Annotated in this window: 14 protein-coding genes; 5 read left to right on the forward strand and 9 right to left on the reverse strand. The window is 67.9% G+C overall.

The annotated features are described in order from the left end of the window. Positions 1–34 precede the first annotated feature (34 nt). Both GK109_RS12875 and GK109_RS12880 read right to left on the reverse strand, forming a co-directional pair. On the reverse strand, positions 35–1,801 hold the full coding sequence (locus GK109_RS12875) for a DUF5671 domain-containing protein (RefSeq protein WP_157240945.1): 1,767 nt from the start codon (positions 1,799–1,801) through the stop codon (positions 35–37). Continuing rightward, a complete protein-coding gene (locus GK109_RS12880; RefSeq protein ID WP_157240947.1) occupies positions 1,798–2,262 on the reverse strand; it encodes a hypothetical protein in 465 nt (154 codons plus the stop codon). The genes GK109_RS12875 and GK109_RS12880 overlap by 4 nt, the downstream gene beginning before the upstream one ends. 184 nt (positions 2,263–2,446) lie before the next feature. Between GK109_RS12880 and GK109_RS12885 the strand changes: the two genes are divergently transcribed. Both GK109_RS12885 and GK109_RS12890 read left to right on the forward strand, forming a co-directional pair. Next, complete coding sequence (locus GK109_RS12885; protein WP_321214457.1) at positions 2,447–3,307, forward strand: phosphatidylinositol-specific phospholipase C/glycerophosphodiester phosphodiesterase family protein; 861 nt, start codon at positions 2,447–2,449, stop codon at positions 3,305–3,307. 35 nt (positions 3,308–3,342) lie between these two features. Further along, positions 3,343–4,392, forward strand: a complete 1,050-nt coding sequence (locus GK109_RS12890; protein WP_157242922.1) for a metallophosphoesterase — start codon at positions 3,343–3,345, stop codon at positions 4,390–4,392. 104 nt (positions 4,393–4,496) lie between these two features. Here the strand turns inward: GK109_RS12890 and GK109_RS12895 are convergent, their stop codons facing one another. Beyond that, positions 4,497–4,901 (reverse strand): Hpt domain-containing protein, encoded by a 405-nt coding sequence (locus GK109_RS12895; protein WP_157240949.1) that lies wholly within the window; start codon positions 4,899–4,901, stop codon positions 4,497–4,499. Positions 4,902–5,097: 196 nt separating this feature from the next. Between GK109_RS12895 and GK109_RS12900 the strand changes: the two genes are divergently transcribed. Together GK109_RS12900 and GK109_RS12905 are read left to right on the forward strand one after the other, a co-directional pair. After that, a complete protein-coding gene (locus GK109_RS12900) occupies positions 5,098–5,892 on the forward strand; it encodes an oxygenase MpaB family protein (protein WP_157240951.1) in 795 nt (264 codons plus the stop codon). Positions 5,893–5,971: 79 nt separating this feature from the next. After that, entirely contained in the window at positions 5,972–6,826 is an 855-nt protein-coding gene (locus GK109_RS12905) for a phosphatase PAP2 family protein (RefSeq protein WP_157240953.1), read from the forward strand. Between the two features lie 27 nt (positions 6,827–6,853). Here the strand turns inward: GK109_RS12905 and GK109_RS12910 are convergent, their stop codons facing one another. The 6 genes from GK109_RS12910 to GK109_RS12935 form a co-directional block, all read right to left on the reverse strand. After that, positions 6,854–7,336 (reverse strand): hypothetical protein, encoded by a 483-nt coding sequence (locus tag GK109_RS12910; protein WP_370460577.1) that lies wholly within the window; start codon positions 7,334–7,336, stop codon positions 6,854–6,856. Beyond that, complete coding sequence (locus GK109_RS12915; RefSeq protein ID WP_370460578.1) at positions 7,333–9,741, reverse strand: molybdopterin oxidoreductase family protein; 2,409 nt, start codon at positions 9,739–9,741, stop codon at positions 7,333–7,335. Before GK109_RS12915 ends, GK109_RS12910 begins: the two co-directional genes overlap by 4 nt. A 165-nt stretch (positions 9,742–9,906) precedes the next feature. Beyond that, the gene (locus GK109_RS12920; protein WP_157240955.1) at positions 9,907–11,283 is read right to left on the reverse strand and encodes an LLM class flavin-dependent oxidoreductase; all 1,377 of its coding nucleotides are present in this window, start codon (positions 11,281–11,283) and stop codon (positions 9,907–9,909) included. Between the two features lie 25 nt (positions 11,284–11,308). Further along, positions 11,309–12,079 carry an ABC transporter ATP-binding protein gene (locus GK109_RS12925; RefSeq protein WP_157240957.1) on the reverse strand — a complete coding sequence of 257 codons (771 nt, stop codon included), beginning with the start codon at positions 12,077–12,079 and terminating at the stop codon, positions 11,309–11,311. Then, entirely contained in the window at positions 12,055–12,912 is an 858-nt protein-coding gene (locus tag GK109_RS12930) for an ABC transporter permease (protein ID WP_157240959.1), read from the reverse strand. The genes GK109_RS12925 and GK109_RS12930 overlap by 25 nt, the downstream gene beginning before the upstream one ends. Next, positions 12,909–14,024, reverse strand: coding sequence for an ABC transporter substrate-binding protein (locus GK109_RS12935; protein WP_157240961.1), 1,116 nt, complete (start codon positions 14,022–14,024; stop codon positions 12,909–12,911). Before GK109_RS12935 ends, GK109_RS12930 begins: the two co-directional genes overlap by 4 nt. Before the next feature lie 498 nt (positions 14,025–14,522). On the opposite strand from GK109_RS12935, the gene GK109_RS12940 reads away from it, so the two are divergent. Beyond that, positions 14,523–15,665 (forward strand): sorbosone dehydrogenase family protein, encoded by a 1,143-nt coding sequence (locus tag GK109_RS12940; protein WP_157240963.1) that lies wholly within the window; start codon positions 14,523–14,525, stop codon positions 15,663–15,665. The last annotated feature ends 2 nt before the right edge of the window (positions 15,666–15,667 follow it).

Below are 15,667 nucleotides of genomic sequence, written 5' to 3' on the forward strand. Positions count from 1 at the left end.
CAGGCGCCAACGTGGGCAGCCGCTCTCAGAACAGCTAGCGCCGGGAACCCGCATTGGCCAGCGGGATGACCTCCAGCCGCGCCGCGGGGCCCAGGATTACCAGGACGTGCCGGGACGCGACGCCTTCCAACGCCGCAGCGATGCGCGGAATGACGTCGCTGGCCGGAGTCGAAGTTTCAGCCGCAGCAGAATCACCCGCAGCAATGTCACCCGCCGCGGTACCAGCCCCGCCGGAGGCCGGACCTGACGCCGGAAGGGCGGAGCCGCCGTCGTCCGCCCGCAGCCATAAGGTGACCCTGGCGCCGCCGGTGGCTTCAGCGATGCCCGCTGCCAAAGCCTCCGCGTCCGCCTGGGGCGCAGTGACAACCGTGACTGCGTCGACGGTGCGTTTCCTGGCGGGCCGCGCGGCGGCGAGGAGGGCACGGTCGTGCCGCCACAGCGCGAAGTGATAACCCGCTACCAGTCCGGCGGCCACCAGGAGCCCGAACGGTGCACGGATGCGGTCAAGGAGGCTGCCGCCGGTGACGTCCCCGAGCAGGAATTCGAAGAGCCGGTAGCCGATCACCAGGAGCGTGATGAGTGCAACCACCGCGCTGACTCCAAAGAATGCGATGAGGTAGACGCGGCGTCCGGGCGGAATGTCCTCGGCAGCCCGCGGCTGCTTCAGGGGCTTCCACGCCAGCCACCAGACAGGCCCGCCCACCACGAGGGAACTGAGACCGCCAAGCAGCAGGGTCCGCGTGGCCCCTCCCGCCAGCGGCGACACTGCCGCAGCCAGCAGCGCGTTGACCACAACGCCCACCCCGGACGCGGCGGCAGCGAGGGCCACGGCCGACGTGACCAGCAGGCTTGCCCGCATGGTGCCGGGGGAACGGCGGATCGAGGCCGTGCGGTGATACCGCCACACCAGCGCCCCCACGAGCGCCGCGGCAATGGCCGGGGCCAATGGCTCAAGCAGTTCGTTCATGGGATTGTTCCGGTCGAACGCCAGGCGCAGGAGCACAAACAGGACCACGCCCGCGCCGCCAAGGGCCGTGATGCCGGCAGCAAAGATCCCGACGGCGATCATGATGACGTCAACGAGGCCCGTCTGGAAGCGGCGCCCGCCCTCCCTGAACCAGTGCCACCACCACACGATGGCTCCGCCGGCCGCCCACACCAGCGAACGGAGCACGGAGTACCACCAGGGTTCAACGGTGACGGTCAGCGGGAAGCCGCGGATTGCGACGTCCAGGAGCCCGCCGAGGGCTGCGATCCCGGCGCCGGCACCGAGCAGCAGGCCGAACACGGACCCGACGACGGCACGCACGTCCTCGAGGTGCACCGTGGGTTTCTTCGGGTGCTTCCACATCCAGCGGTGCCAGGCCCAGATGGCCGCCCAAACAATGGTGTTGGCCAGCGTGGGCGCCCAGTCGTTGCCCCGCTGTCCGATGAATGACGTGGCCAGCCCCAGGAAGGAGGTGGTGAAGATGATGAGCGAGACGCCGTACATGGCGGTGATGTAGAGGCCCCACCCGGCTGAGGTGCGTTCCGCCTCGTCGTCGAGCCGCCGCCAGACAAACCACCACAGAAGCAGGGCGAGCGGGCCGCCAATCAGGGTGAATGCAAGCGACCGGGCAAGCCCGGCCACGTCCGTGGAGGCCAGGACTGCCCCCGATGTGAACAGGCGTTCCAGCAGTCCGCTGAGGCCGGACGCCGCGATCAGCACCAAGGCGAAGAGCAGGGCGTACTGGATCAGACGGCGCAGGGTGGTCTGGGCGTGTCCCGCCGTCGGGGCCGTCAGCTGCGCGGGGGAAGTCATGGCTTCACCGGCGTTCCCGAGCAGGCCATCAGCATGTAGGGGGCCTGGCTGATCTTCCAGTTCCCGTCCTCCTTGACCAGGGTGAAGATGTCCTCCATCTCGTACTCGGAGGGGCCGAAGGGGCCGTCCTGGTACGAGTTGACCATGGAGACCTTCACGGTGGCGGACTGGTCCCGCTCCGTCGTCGACACCAGGACAACCCGCGCGGGGCGGGGCTCGCCGGAGAAGGAGCCTCGGCAAACCGTCCGGGCAGAATCGGTGAGGTAGGTCTCTGCGGTGGCGATATCGCCGTCGATCACCGCCGTGCTGTACCGCTGGACAACGCCGGCCGGGCTGGCTTCATCCAGCGGCGCGGGGTCGCCGCGGGAAAACACCACGGCAAGGGCCACCACCACCAGCACGCCGATGATGCCAAGCAGCACGAGGATGATCCGGTCCGGTTTTCGCGCTGCATCGGTCATGGCGCCAGTATGCCGTTTTTGGGCTGGTTCCGCTGGTGTCTTTAGGCCCGACTCTTCCTGTTCACTTTTCCGCAACCGTGGGGTCCTCGGGTGTTATTGCGCGCCAACAATCCTTGTCACGCACACACTGCCCCATCCCAACAGCCGGGCAGTGAATCCCCGCAGCTGTATCAAGGAGAACTCCGTGTTCGTGAAAAGCGCCGTCACCGCCCTCGTTGCCCTGGCTTCCCTGACAGGGACTGCCGCAGCCCCCGCGGCCATTGCCCAGTCTTCCAGCCCTTCACCGGTCCTGGGTCAGCCGCTGGCCGCCGCCCATGCCCACAATGACTATGAGCATGAGCGGCCGCTGTTCGATGCGCTGGAGCACGGCTTCACCAGTGTTGAAGCCGACGTCTGGCTGGTGGACGGTGAACTGCTGGTGGCGCACGACCTCGAGGATGTGAAGGCCGGCGTCACGCTCGAAAGCCTCTACCTTGACCCGCTGGAAGACCTGGTCCGCGGCCAGGAGGGCCACAGCGTGTACCCGGGGTGGGACGGCAGCCTGCAGCTCCTCATCGACATCAAGAGCGAAGGCGAAGCCACCTACGCCGCCGTCGAACAGGAGCTCGCCGAGCACCGCGACATCATGAGCCGCTACAGCGAGGGCAAAACCAAGACCGGCCCGGTCACCGCAGTGATCAGCGGAAACCGTCCCCTGGCCACCATGCAGGCGCAGGACCAGAGGTTCGGATTCTATGACGGCCGCGCCGCCGACCTCACCTCCGGCATGCCGGCCGAGCTCATGCCCCTGGTCAGCAACAACTGGACCAAGCTCTTCACCTGGCAGGGCGTGGGACCCATGCCGGAGGCCGAACGCGCCAAGCTGCACGCCTACGTTGCCGAAGCCCACTCCAACGGCTACCGCGTCCGCTTCTGGGCCACCCCGGACCAGGCCGGCCCGGCCCGGGACGCCATGTGGAACGAGCTTGTCGACGCCGGAGTGGACCACATCAACACGGACGACCTCGCGGGGCTGCAGCAGTTCCTGACGGCCCGCACGCAGTAACCACCCCGAGCCAGCAGACAGGAAACACCGTGGCTATGAAGACCCTTGCTACAACCGCGACGACGGCGGCCCTCCTTGCGTTCGGCCTCCTTGCCTCCCAGCCGGCATACGCCGCCGACAACACTCCCAAAGATGCGGACGGGCAGGACGCCTTCAGCTTCGGCGTCATCGGCGACATTCCCTACGGCGAACAGGAAATCGCGAAATTCCCTGCCCGCATCCAGGACCTCAACGCGGACCGCAGCCTTGATTTCGTGGCCCACGTCGGTGACATCAAGAACGGATCGTCCGTCTGCTCGGACGGGTATTTTGCCTTCATCCGGGAACAGTTCGACACATTCGAGCTCCCGTTGGTGTTCACCCCGGGCGACAACGAGTGGGTGGACTGCCACCGCGCCAACAACGGCGCCTACAACCCGCTCGAACGGCTGGCCAAGCTGAGGGAAGTGTTCTTCAACGAACCCGGCAAGACCCTCGGTGCCACCATGCCGGTCAAATCCCAGGAGGCCCTCGGTCTTCCGGAGAATGTCCGCTTCACCGAGAACCGGGTTGCCTTTTCGGTGGTGAACGTCCAGGGCAGCAACAACTCGCTCCAGCCGTGGAGCGGCCTCGGCGAAACCGCAGTGACGCCCGAACAGCAGGCCGAAGTGGAGTACCGCACCGAGGCTGTCCTGGACCAGATCCGTGCCACCTTCAGTGACGCCGCCCGGCGCAACGACAGGGCAGTGGTGCTGATGGCCCAGGCCGACATGTTCGACCCCTCGCTGCTCGCTGCCGCGTCCGCCAACCCGGCGGTCGTCTCCGGCTTCCGCGAGATCGTGGACACCATCGTTGAGGAAACCAACCGGTTCGACGCCCCGGTTTACCTCATCAACGGCGACAGCCACGTGTTCGCCGAGAACCAGCCGCTGGCGCCGGGCTCGCCGTGGCTGGACATCTACGGCCAGGAGGCAGCGGCTGACGATCTCCAGCGCATCACTGTGGACGGCTCTGCCAATGCCACCAACTATGTCCGGTTCACCGCGTCAGGGAACAGCGCGGGCGGCCCGGTCCTGTCATGGGAAAAGGTGCCCTTCACCCGGTAGCCCCACGCCTTCCAAACGGACGACGGCGGGAGGTCCCGCCGTCGTCCGCTTGCTTTGTGGAGGCATTCAGTGAGGGAGCAGGGCGCCCTATCCTGGCGCCCCGTTCAATGCCCTTGTTTCAGGTGGTTCTGCAGGACATAGACGGTCCGCTGGGCGCACTGCTTGATCCGCCGGAGGTGGTCCGCCGCGATGAGGGGCAGGGTGACGGCCGGGTCCCCGCTCCCGGCCTGGCGGCGCAGCGCCTGTTCGAGTTCGGCGGCATAGGCTGCCAGCCGTTCGGCACCCACCATCTGGCTTGACGTTTTCAGGCTCAGCACGGCGTCCATGGAGCCGGCCACGTCGCCGGTGGTGAGCGAAAGCCGTACTTTTTGCAGCCGCTGGGGCATGTGCGCGATGAAGTTCTCCACGAAAACCTTCCACACGCCCTCGTCATCCTCGAGATCGTCGCGCAGCCGTTCGAGCACTGCGGGGTCCAGGAGCGGCCGGGCATAGGCGTCCGGCTGAGTCATGGCAGGGCCTCCGTGCCATTCATGACCGCCCCCTTCACAGTCGGAACACCCGCGGGGTTTGTGCGCAGGGCTTTTGAAGGACGGTACGTGCAGAGCGGGTGGAGGGCACGAGTGGTGGGTACTCGATTTTTTTCGCGGGTACTGCTCGCGCCCGCCGCCATCGTCCGACCTTGCATCCCTCCGGTAGCCTGTTGCAATGGTGAGTGGAATTGCCGATCTGGGCGCGGAGGCGATCCTGCTTGCCGGAGCAGGGCGGGCCATCCTGCTGCAGCTTGCCGAGCCGGGGGTGGGGCGGGGCGTCGCCGAGCACAGCACGTTCACGGACCGGCCCATCAACAGGCTCAAGGGCACCCTGACCTACGTCTACGCCGTGGTTTACGGCACCGACGAGCAGGTGAAGGAGGTCCGCCGCAGGGTCAACCGCGCCCACGCGCCTGTGCGCCGGGCTGCCGATGACGAATCGCCGGGGTACAACGCGTACGACGCCGGGCTGCAGCTGTGGGTGGCAGCGACGCTCTACGACACCGCGCTGACCATCATCGAGAAAATCTACGGTCCACTCGACGACGAGTCCGCCGACGCCATGTACCGCGATTACGCGAAGCTGGGCACGGCCCTGCAACTGCCCGGGCATATGTGGCCGGAGGACAGGGCCGCGTTTGGACGCTACTGGGATGGGAAGATGCGTGCATTGCGGGCTGATGAGAATGCCGTGCGCTTTGGCCGGGGACTCCTGTATCCAAAGCGGGCGGCGCTGTGGTACCTCGCCATCATGCCCTTCGCCAGGTTCCTCACCGCAGGCCTCCTGCCGGACCAGTTGCGCCAAGACTTCGGCCTGGCTTGGAGCCACCGCCATGAGCGCCGCTTCAACCGCACCTTCAAGATCCTGGCGGTGACCTACCCGAAGCTGCCCCAGGGCATCCGGCACTGGTTCAAGGACTACTGCCTGAACCAGCTCGACATCAGCTCCCGCCGGGCAGTGACCGCGTAGTTCCAACCTGCTGACGCGCCGGCAGAACAAGGTAAGGTTGCTTACTAACTTGATCTCCGGCAGCGAAGGGCCAAAAGACATGGTTGCAGGCAACAATCCGCCCCACCCGGCGGCGGCCCAAACCGGGGTCAAAGGCGAAGTCCACCAGGACCGCTTTGTTGGCGGGCAGGACCTCACCAGGTGGGATACCAGGCCGGGCCGGCTCCTGGCGTCCGTCGCCAAACGCATCAGCGGCCTTTTCGGGTCCCACGCGGTATTGATCATCACCTTGGCCGTCGGGGCAGCGCTGGCGGTTTCGCTGGCTGCGGTTTTCGCGCAGGTCTACGAATCCGTCGTCGAAGCCGATGGAGTTGCCGGACTTGACCATCCCGTCCTGGACGGCGCAAAAACGCTCAGGTCCCCGGGATTGGACATCCTCGTCACCACCTATACGGACGTGGGCGGGACCGTCGGGATGCCGGTGCTGGCTTTGGCCGTCATGGCCGGCCTGGCGTTCAAGCGCCGGTCCGTGACCCCTGTCATCCTCATGCTCGTTGCCGGGCTCGGTTCGCTGCTGATGACTATCGCGGGCAAGGAGCTGGTGGGCAGGACCAGGCCGGACCTGGCCGATGCCGTGCCGCCCTACGAGTACTCAGCTTCATTCCCCAGTGGCCACTCCCTGAATTCCGTGGTGATCGCGGGCATCGTGGCCTACCTGATCATCCTCCGCCTCACCACGGCCCGCGCCCGGATACTCACGGGAGTGGCGGCGGCGGTTTTTGCGGCAACCATGGGGCTAAGCCGGGTCTACCTCGGCCACCACTGGCTTACGGACGTGCTGGGCGCCTGGGCACTCGGAGCGGCCTGGCTGGCTCTGGTCATCACTGCCCACCGGCTCTACCTCACCACGCGGGTGCACCCGGCCGCGCCGGTGTCCGGGCCCGCCAGGCCCTGACCCGCAGCGTGCCCCGGACGTACGCCGTCAGCTGATGAGGACCTGGGTGGAGCTTTCCTTGAGCTTGGCGTTGGCCCACTTTGCCTGGCGGAGAGTCTCCGGGTGGCACCTCTTCGCCACGTCAAGCAGGTCCGTGTGCTTGATTCCCTGTGCGGCCTGGGCCAGCATCTCCCAGTCCAGGGATACCCCCGAGGCCTTGAGGTAGATTTCCCGCAGGTCCTGCAGCAGGAGCAGCCCGGCGTCCTTGTTGCGTCCAAGGAGTTCGCTGCCCTTCTCCCGCAGCTTCATGCCCACGCTGGATTCGTCCGCCGGCTCCGGGTCAAGGTCCTGGCCGTAAACCTTTGCGACGGCGGCGAGCTCACGGAGGTGCTCCCGCGACCAGCCTGCCAGGTCCCGTGCCAGGTAAAAGACTTCATGGTCCACCTTGTGCCGTTCCGAAACGTGCAGCAGCGCGTGCACCAGTTCCGTTTCGGAACGGTGCAGTTCTTTCAGGACCAGCCCGATCTTCACTGTGCACCCCCGGCTGCCGGTGCCTCAACAGGCGCTGATGCGGTGATGGCAGGTGCAGGCGCCGGGCCGTCCCCTGGCCCGACGCGGACGAGCCGGGCCGCCGCCGTCTTGAAGACGGGCTGTTTGGAGGCTGCATCCCAGTCCGTGATGGTGAGCTCGTTGGCTGCCCGTCCGTGGCCTGCCGGTTCCTTCCCGTCCGCCGTGTCCCAGTAGCCGTAATGGAACGGCAGGAAGACCACCCCGCGCCGGATTCCGCTGACCCTGGCCTGGGCACGCACGGTGCCCCGGGGAGTGGTGATGTCCACGATGTCTCCTTCCGAGACTCCATGCGTGCCGGCGTCGGCCGTTGAAACCTCAACCCAGACCTCCGGCGCCGCTGACTGAAGCTCGGGCGCACGTCCCGTCTTAGTCCTCGTGTGGAAGTGGTAGAGGGTGCGGCCGGTAATCAGCTGCAGCGGGAAGTCCCCGCTGGGCAGTTCGTGGGCCGGCAGGTACTTGGCGGCCTTAATGACGGCTTTCCCTTCGGGGTTCAACGCCTTGTATTCGTCCGGCTCCACCGGCGCTCCGGTGACCAGGTCCCGGCCATACGTCTCGCAGTAGTCCGGGTGGGCCCAGAATTTGCCGTCTGCGTAGAGCCGTTCTGTGCCCTCGGGGTTGGCGGAATTGCAGGGCCATTGGATTCCGCTGGGTCCGCGCAGCTTCGCGTAACTCAGCCCGGTGTAGTCGCAGGGGCGCCCGCGGCTGCATTCCTTCCAGGCTTCGAAGGCCGCTTCCGGGTTGTCCCATTTCACCAGCGGCAGGCCGTCCTTGTCCTTGAGTTCCATCCGCTGCGCGTAGTCCAGGAAGATGTCCAGGTCCGGCTTCGCTTCGCCGGGCGGGTCCACTGCCTTCTCCGAGAGGTGGACCGTGCGGTCTGCGTTGGTGAAGGTTCCGGTCTTTTCACCCCATGTGGCGGCCGGAAGGACCACATCGGCCAGTTGCGCGGTTTCGGACAGGAAGATGTCCTGGACCACCAGGAACAGCCGGTCCTGCGACAGGATGGACCGGATGCGTGCCAGTTCGGGCAGCGACACAGCGGGGTTGGTGCCGCTGACCCACAGCATCCGGATGGAGCCGTCCTCGGCGTAGCGCATCATCTGCATCACGTGCGTGGGCGGCGACTGGTGCGGGATGGCCATCGGGTCGACGTTCCACACCCGGGCCAGGTCCTTCACGTGGGCGTCGTTTGACCAGTTCCGGAAGGCGGGAAAGTCCCCGTCCGCACCGCATTCGCGGGTGTTTTCTGCGCTGGGCTGCCCGTTCATCTGGAGGACGCCGCATCCTGGTTTGCCCAGCATGCCCCGGATGATGTGCAGGTTGTTTACCTGGACCGCGGCAGCCGTCGCCTGGTGGGACTGGTAAAAACCCTGCAGCACGGTGGAGAGCAGGCGTTCCGCCTGGCCAAGGATCCGGGCAGCCTCACGGAGGTCCGCTTCCGGCACGTCACAGATTCCAGCCACGACGGCGGGGGAGTAGTTCTTCACCCGCTCCTCCAGGTTGGAGTACCCCACCGAGTGCTCCTCGATGTAGGAGGCGTCCGCCCACCCGTTGGCGATGACCTCGTGCAGGAGGGCATTCATCAGGGCCACGTTCGTCCCTGGCCGCGGTGCCAGGTGAACGGTTGCGGCCCTCGCCACCGGGGTGGGCCGGGGATCAACACAGATGATCTGCGGCGGGTTCGGCCCGGCGAGGCGGTCCAGGATCCGGGTCCAGAGCACGCTCTGCGTTTCCGCCATGTTGTGGCCGAAGAGCGCTATGACGTCCGCGTGGTCAATGTCCGTATAGCTTCCGGGCTGCCCGTCGCAGCCGAAGGATTCCTTCAACGCCTCCGCCGCCGTCGCCGTGCACAACCGCGTGTTGCCGTCCACATGGCTGGTTCCCAGGCCGCCGTGCGCAACCAGGCCCAGCGTGTAGTACTCCTCCGCGAAGAGCTGGCCCGTGGTGTAGAAGCCGATGGCGCTCCCGCCCTGCTCCGCCAGCAGTTCCTTGCTCCTGGCCACAACCCTGTCCATGGCCGTGTCCCAGTCAGTTTCCACCAAGCGGCCGTTCTCACGGATCAAGGGCGTGGTAAGCCGGTCCGGCGACGCATTCGCCTGCCACCCGTATAGGTCCTTGGGCCCCAGCCTGCCGCGGTTCACCCGGTCCCCGGCGCGGCCCCGGACCCCGGCAATCTTCCCGTCCTTCACGGCGATGTCCATCGCGTCACCGTTGGAGTGGAGCAAGGATGCCGCCTGGACCCAGCGGTCCACGTCGGAGGGTTCCAGGCCCTCGGCAAGATGTGAATCCACCCGCGCCGGCCACTCCTGGCCCGGTCCATACGGGGTCCGGGTTCCCCACGGTTCGGCGATCCTGTCCACTCGGGCCACAGCAGTCCTCCGGTCATCCAGCTGGAAACACTGGTCCCCGGCGGCGCCGGAGCCACGTGTGCCCGACTTTACGGAGGCCGCCACCGCATCACAAGAGCCCGGGCGCGGAGCCCCAGCGAAGAACACTGCACCAGCGTGGCCGCCTCAGCGGGCTGTGCCGGCCCATCAGAATGCCGCTCCGATCGAGGCCAGCTCCGGCGCAACAGCGCCGGCGAAGCGGTTGGCCGGGCGGTCCAGGCCGTAGTGCTCGCGCAGGGTGGTGCCCGCGTAGCCGGTCCGGAAGAGGCCGCGCTCCTGCAGGATGGGCACCACCTGGTCCACGAATGCCTCCAGGCCGGAGGGGAGCACCGGCGGCATGATGTTGAAGCCGTCCGCCGCGCCGCCGTCGAACCATTCCTGGATGGCGTCCGCCACCTGCACCGGGGTGCCCGTGAAGGTGCGGTGCCCGCGGCCGCCGCCCAGGCGGCCGATCAGCTGGCGCACCGTGAGCTGCTCCCTGCGGGCGAGCTGGACGATCAGGGTGTAGCGGCTCTTGGCGCCCTCGATCTCGTCCTCGCCGGGCAGGTCCTCGGGCAGCTGGCGGTCCAGGGGCAGGTCCTCCGGCGCCACCCGGAGCGTCTTGGCCAGCTGGATCCTGGCGTACTCGGGCTTGATCAGCCGGTCCAGTTCCCGCTCCAGCTCCAGGGCCTCTTCCTCCGTGGCACCGATGACCGGCACGATGCCCGGCAGGATCTTGATGGTCTCCGGGGCGCGGCCGGCAGCAGCGGTTCGGGCCTTCAAATCCTGGTAGAACTCCTGCGCATCGGCAAGGGTCTGGTGCGCGGTGAAGACGGCGTCGGCGTACCGGGCGGCGAGATCCTTGCCGTCCTCGGAGGATCCCGCCTGCACAATCAGCGGGTGCCCCTGCGGCGAGCGGGGGACGTTGAGGGGACCGCGGACCCTGAAGTGCTTGCCCTCGTGGTCGATCACGCGGATCTTTTCGGCGGCGCCCCAGACGCCCTCGGCCTTGTCCGCGAGCACGGCGTCATCCTGCCAGCTGTCCCACAGCTTCCGGGCCACCTCGATGAACTCGGCGGCACGCTCGTACCGGACAGCATGGGCGGGCTGGTCATCCACGCCGAAGTTGCGGGCGGCGTCCGGGCCGGCGGTGGTGACCACATTCCAGCCGGCGCGGCCACCGCTCACCCAGTCCACGGAGGCGAAGCGGCGGGCCAGGTTGAAGGGATCGTTGTAGGTGGTGGAGGCCGTGGCGATCAGCCCGATGCGTTCCGTGGCGCCGGCGATGGCGGTCAGCAGCACGGTGGGCTCGAGCTTGCCGGCCGGGCGGCGGCCCACCTCGCCGAAAAGGACGGGGGAGTCGGCGAAGAAGATGGAGTCCAGCTTGCCGCGCTCGGCGGTGCGGGCCAGCTGCTTGTAATGCTCCACGTTGGTGCTGGAGTGCGGGTCGCTTTCGGGCAGCCGCCACGAGGCCTCGTGGTGGCCGGTGCTCATGAGGAAGGCGTTGAGGTGGAGTTGGCGGTAAGGACGATTGGTGGCAGTCATGGGTTAATCCTTCGGGTCTGGAGGTTTAGTGGCTGGCGCCGACGACGCCAAGATCGGTGAGGAGGTCGCGGCGGAGGGTTTCGTGGCCGGCTGCGTCTTTTGCCGTTCCGACGTCGGGCGCAACAGTGCGGACGGTGGCAACGCGGCCGCTGTCGAGGACAACGATCCGGTCCGCGAGGGCGATGGCCTCGTCCACGTCGTGCGTCACGAGCAGGACAGCCGGCCGGTGGGCGGCAACGAGGTCCCGGAGGAGTCCGTGCATCCTGATCCGGGTCAGCGCGTCCAGCGCGCCGAACGGTTCGTCTGCCAGGAGCAGCTGCGGCTCACGGACCAGCGAGCGGGCCAGCGCCACGCGCTGCTGTTCGCCGCCGGACAGCTCGTGCGGCCAGGACTTCTCGCGGCCGGCGAGCCCCACCTCGGCGAGGGCCTTGCGTGCCCGGGCCTCGGCGTCGTGCTCCCGCAGCCCCAGGGTGACGTTGCCCAGCACGCTGTCCCACGGCAGCAGCCGGGAGTCCTGGAACACCACGGACACGCGCTCGGGGACAGTGATCACACCGCTGCCGCGCACGTCGTGGTCCAGCCCGGCGAGTGCCCGCAGCAGGGTGCTCTTGCCGCAGCCACTGGGACCGAGCAGGGCCACGAACTCGCCGGGGGCGATGTCCAGGTCCACGCCGTTCAGGACGCCTTTGGGGCCAAAGCTGCGGATCAGGCCGCGGACCGAAACTGCAGTGACAGTGCCGGGAGGGGCGACGCCGGAAGGGGCGACGGCGGTCAGCCCGCCAGTGTGCGCTGCCATGAGAGGGCCTTTCGTTCGAAGAAGCGGACGGCGCCGTCGGACAGCAGGCCGAGAAGGCCGTAGACGGCCAGTCCGAGGACGATGATGTTGGTTTGGCCATAGGTGCGGGCGAGCTCCATCATGTAGCCGATGCCGCTGGTGGCGTTGATCTGTTCCACCACCACCAGCGACACCCAGGCGCCCGTGACCGCGAAGCGCAGGCCCAGGAAGAAGCCGGGGAGGGCGCCGGGGAGGACCACCTTGCGGATGAAGGCGGCGCGGCCCAGGCCCACGGTCTGGGCGAGCTCCACGTAGCGCAGGTCGATCCCGCGCAGCCCGGCGTGGGTCTGCAGGTAGATCGGGACAAAGACACCGAGGGTGATGGTGAGGACCTTCATGGTCTCGTCGATTCCGAACCACAGGATGAGCAGCGGGATCAGGGCCAGGCCGGGGATGGCCCGCTTGATCTGCACCGGGCCGTCGATGAGCGCCTCACCCGCGCGGCTCAGCCCGGACAGCAGGGCCAGCAGGGCGCCCACGACGATGCCGAAGAAGAGCCCCAGGCCAGCCCGCTGGGCGGAGATGGCGAGGTTCTCCTGGAGCCGGCCGTCGGCGAGGAGTTCCCCGGCGGTGGCCACTACCGTCCAGGGCTCGGAGAGGATGCGCGGATCCAGCAGCCCGGTGGCCGAGGAGGCGGCCCACAACAACAGCAGCACCGAGGGGCCCAGCAGCCAAGCCAGCTGCCGCCGCTTTCCCGGTCCCAGCCGGCGGCCGGTGGGCCGCACGTCCTCGCGCGCGGCGAGCGTCGGGTCCAGGTGCGGTTCGACGGCGGGACGTTCCAGTACGGCGCTCATGCGGTGCCTCCCTTGCCCGCCGCGGCGAAGGCGGTGCCCGCGATGGCCTCGAAACGGGTGTCGTAGAGGTCGTCCGCTTTCAACTGCGGCTTCTTCTGTTCCCGGGCCAGCAGGTCGATGGTCTGCTGGTGGCGTCCGATGGCCTCGGTCCAGGACGTGGGAACGTCCCGCTTGCCCGCGGCGTCGATCAGGTACTGCCCGTCCTCGGCGGAAAGCCCCTGATCCTTGACGTAGTAGCCTTCCAGCCATTCCTTGGGGTGGTCCTCGATCCAGCGCTGCGCTTTGCCCCAGGCCTCAACGTACTTGGCCAGGGCGGCGGCCTTGGCGGGATCTGCCAGGACGTTGGCGGGGGAGTAGAGGTGTCCCGGATCATCCCGCAGGCCGTGCCGGAGGGTGGTGGCGCCGTCGGCCCTGTACTTGGCGAGGTAGCGCTTGATCTGCACGCCGCCCAGCGGCGCCGCATCCACCTGCTTGCCGGACAGCGCCGAAGAGTAGGCGTCACCGGTGCTGGGCAGCTCCACCAGCTTGACGTCCTCCTGCTTGAGCCCGGCCTTCTCAAGGATCCGCAGGACCAGGGCGCCCTGTGCCTGTCCGGGGCTGTACGCCACTTTTTTGCCGCGCAGGTCTTCCAGCCTGCTGATGCCGGCGCCGGGAGCGACGCCCAGTTCGTACAGCGGGTGGTTCACGGCGTCCTGGCGGTAGGCGCTCGCGATGATCCGCACGTCCAGGCCGGTCCAGGTTGCGTGGATGGGCGGAATGTCCGCCACGGAGCCGACGTCCAGGGCGTTGGCCCTGAAGGCCTCCGTGGTCTGCGGACCGCCCGAGATGTTGGCGAATTCCACGTTGATGCCGTCCAGGTCCTTGACCAGGCCGGACAGCTCAAGCGCCACGCGGATGCTGGGATCGCCCACCTTGATGGTGGTCCCTCCGGGGACTGAGGTGGCGAGCGGGGCAAACGACGCCTGGCTGGCCGGGTTGCCGGCTGTGGCGGTGCCGCCGCAGGCGGTCAGGAGGCCGACGGCGGGAATCGCCAGGAGTGCGCCCAGCGCCTTGCGGCGGGTGAACGGCCGGACGGAGGGCGGCCGGGGCGGGGAAAATGCGGGGAAGGTCATGGGATGCCTTTCGAAGGGTGGAGTGGCGGGTATCCGGGCGCGACGAATCGCCCGGTGACCGGGAAGACGAAACGGGATGGAGGAGGGTGCCGGCGTCGGACGAATGCGCCCGACGCGCCGGAACTCAGCGCTGGGGACCTGTGGAACTGCTGCCGAAGCTAGCGCCGGTGTGCTGCCATTCGGCGGGACGGAATCATTCGGAAGCTGCAACAGCACGGACCCCACGTGGCGGCGCTGTCCGCGCGGCTGGAGATGTCAGGCATCGGGTCCTCCTTCTCGTAGCAGGTGCTGTTTTTACGGGCCTGGCCGGTGCCGTTGAAACACCTAAGCACGCCTGGCGAGGCCTTGGCCAGCGGCCCGAAACGGAAGCTCAACAGGACGAAACGGCGCTACTTACTCCGCCATTCCCGGGTCAAAACGGGCAACGCGGCGCCATGATCCGCAATGCGGGTTAATGTGACTGGAAGGGTTGTGGGATGCGGTTGACGGGAGAAACACATGGATCGCCGGGTCCTCGCCGCGGCAGCCGCGGGAACATGCATCCTACTGGCAGGCTGCACCGCCGCCCCGTCACCCGCGCCGGCAACCACGTCCCCTGCACCGGCGACCTCCTCCACGCCTCCATCCGCTCCGGCGTCCTCCGTCCCCGCAACTGATCCCGCGCCCGCAGCGGCAGCCGCCATCGCCGGCACGCCCCAGCCGGTGGCCACGGGCCTCAACGCTCCGTGGTCGGTGGTCTTCCGCGACGGGACGCCGCTGGTCAGCGAGCGGAACAGCGGGCAGGTCCTGGAACTTTCCCCTGAGGGCTCGGCGCGGTCCATCGGAACCGTCCAGGGTGTAGCTGCACGGGGAGAATCAGGGCTGTTGGGCCTTGCCGTGAGCAGCCAGGGCGACCTGTACGTGTATTCGACGGCGGCGGACGGCAACCGGGTCCAACGTTTCCCGGTCAACGGCGAACCGGGCTCACTGTCGCTGGGGCAGCCGGACACGCTCCTCGAACGCATCCCGTCCGCGAGCATCCACGACGGCGGCCGGATCGCCTTCGGTCCCGACGGCATGCTCTACGTGACGGCCGGTGATGCGAGCCGGCGCGACAGCGCCCAGGACCGGGATTCGCTCGCCGGAAAGATCCTGCGGATGACTCCCGACGGCGGTGTCCCGGCGGACAACCCCTTCCCGGGATCGCTGGTCTACAGCTATGGGCACCGCAACCCGCAGGGCCTGGCGTGGGCGGACGACGGAACCATGTTCGCCACCGAGTTCGGCCAGAACACGTGGGACGAGCTGAACATCATCACGCCCGGCGCCAACTACGGCTGGCCAACGGTGGAGGGCATCGCGGGCAGGCCGGGCTTCGTGGACCCGGTGCAGCAGTGGCAGCCAGGAGCCGCAAGCCCCAGCGGCATGGCCCACGCGGGCGGAACACTGTTCCTGGCCAACCTGCGCGGACAGGTCCTGCGGTCCGTCCCCGTCTCCGACCCCGCCACATCCACGGAGCATTTCAGCCGCGAGTACGGCCGGATCCGGGACGTGGCGCTGGCCCCGGACGGCCGGCTGTGGTTCCTGACCAACAACACCGACGGCCGCGGCGATCCCCGCCCCGGGGACGACCGGATCCTCGCCGTCGACCTCGAAAGATGAGC

The organism is Pseudarthrobacter sp. GA104 (genome assembly GCF_009741265.1).
GTDB lineage: Bacteria > Actinomycetota > Actinomycetes > Actinomycetales > Micrococcaceae > Arthrobacter.

Excerpts from the sequence above, each read along its gene's own strand:
- GK109_RS12895 (WP_157240949.1), bottom strand. The coding sequence starts at position 4,901 with ATGACTCAGCCGGACGCCTATGCCCGGCCGCTCCTGGACCCCGCAGTG.
- GK109_RS12880 (WP_157240947.1), bottom strand. The coding sequence starts at position 2,262 with ATGACCGATGCAGCGCGAAAACCGGACCGGATCATCCTCGTGCTGCTT.
- GK109_RS12940 (WP_157240963.1), top strand. The coding sequence starts at position 14,523 with ATGGATCGCCGGGTCCTCGCCGCGGCAGCCGCGGGAACATGCATCCTA.
- GK109_RS12920 (WP_157240955.1), bottom strand. The coding sequence starts at position 11,283 with ATGACTGCCACCAATCGTCCTTACCGCCAACTCCACCTCAACGCCTTC.
- GK109_RS12930 (WP_157240959.1), bottom strand. The coding sequence starts at position 12,912 with ATGAGCGCCGTACTGGAACGTCCCGCCGTCGAACCGCACCTGGACCCG.
- GK109_RS12925 (WP_157240957.1), bottom strand. The coding sequence starts at position 12,079 with ATGGCAGCGCACACTGGCGGGCTGACCGCCGTCGCCCCTTCCGGCGTC.
- GK109_RS12905 (WP_157240953.1), top strand. The coding sequence starts at position 5,972 with ATGGTTGCAGGCAACAATCCGCCCCACCCGGCGGCGGCCCAAACCGGG.
- GK109_RS12935 (WP_157240961.1), bottom strand. The coding sequence starts at position 14,024 with ATGACCTTCCCCGCATTTTCCCCGCCCCGGCCGCCCTCCGTCCGGCCG.
- GK109_RS12900 (WP_157240951.1), top strand. The coding sequence starts at position 5,098 with ATGGTGAGTGGAATTGCCGATCTGGGCGCGGAGGCGATCCTGCTTGCC.
- GK109_RS12890 (WP_157242922.1), top strand. The coding sequence starts at position 3,343 with ATGAAGACCCTTGCTACAACCGCGACGACGGCGGCCCTCCTTGCGTTC.
- GK109_RS12875 (WP_157240945.1), bottom strand. The coding sequence starts at position 1,801 with ATGACTTCCCCCGCGCAGCTGACGGCCCCGACGGCGGGACACGCCCAG.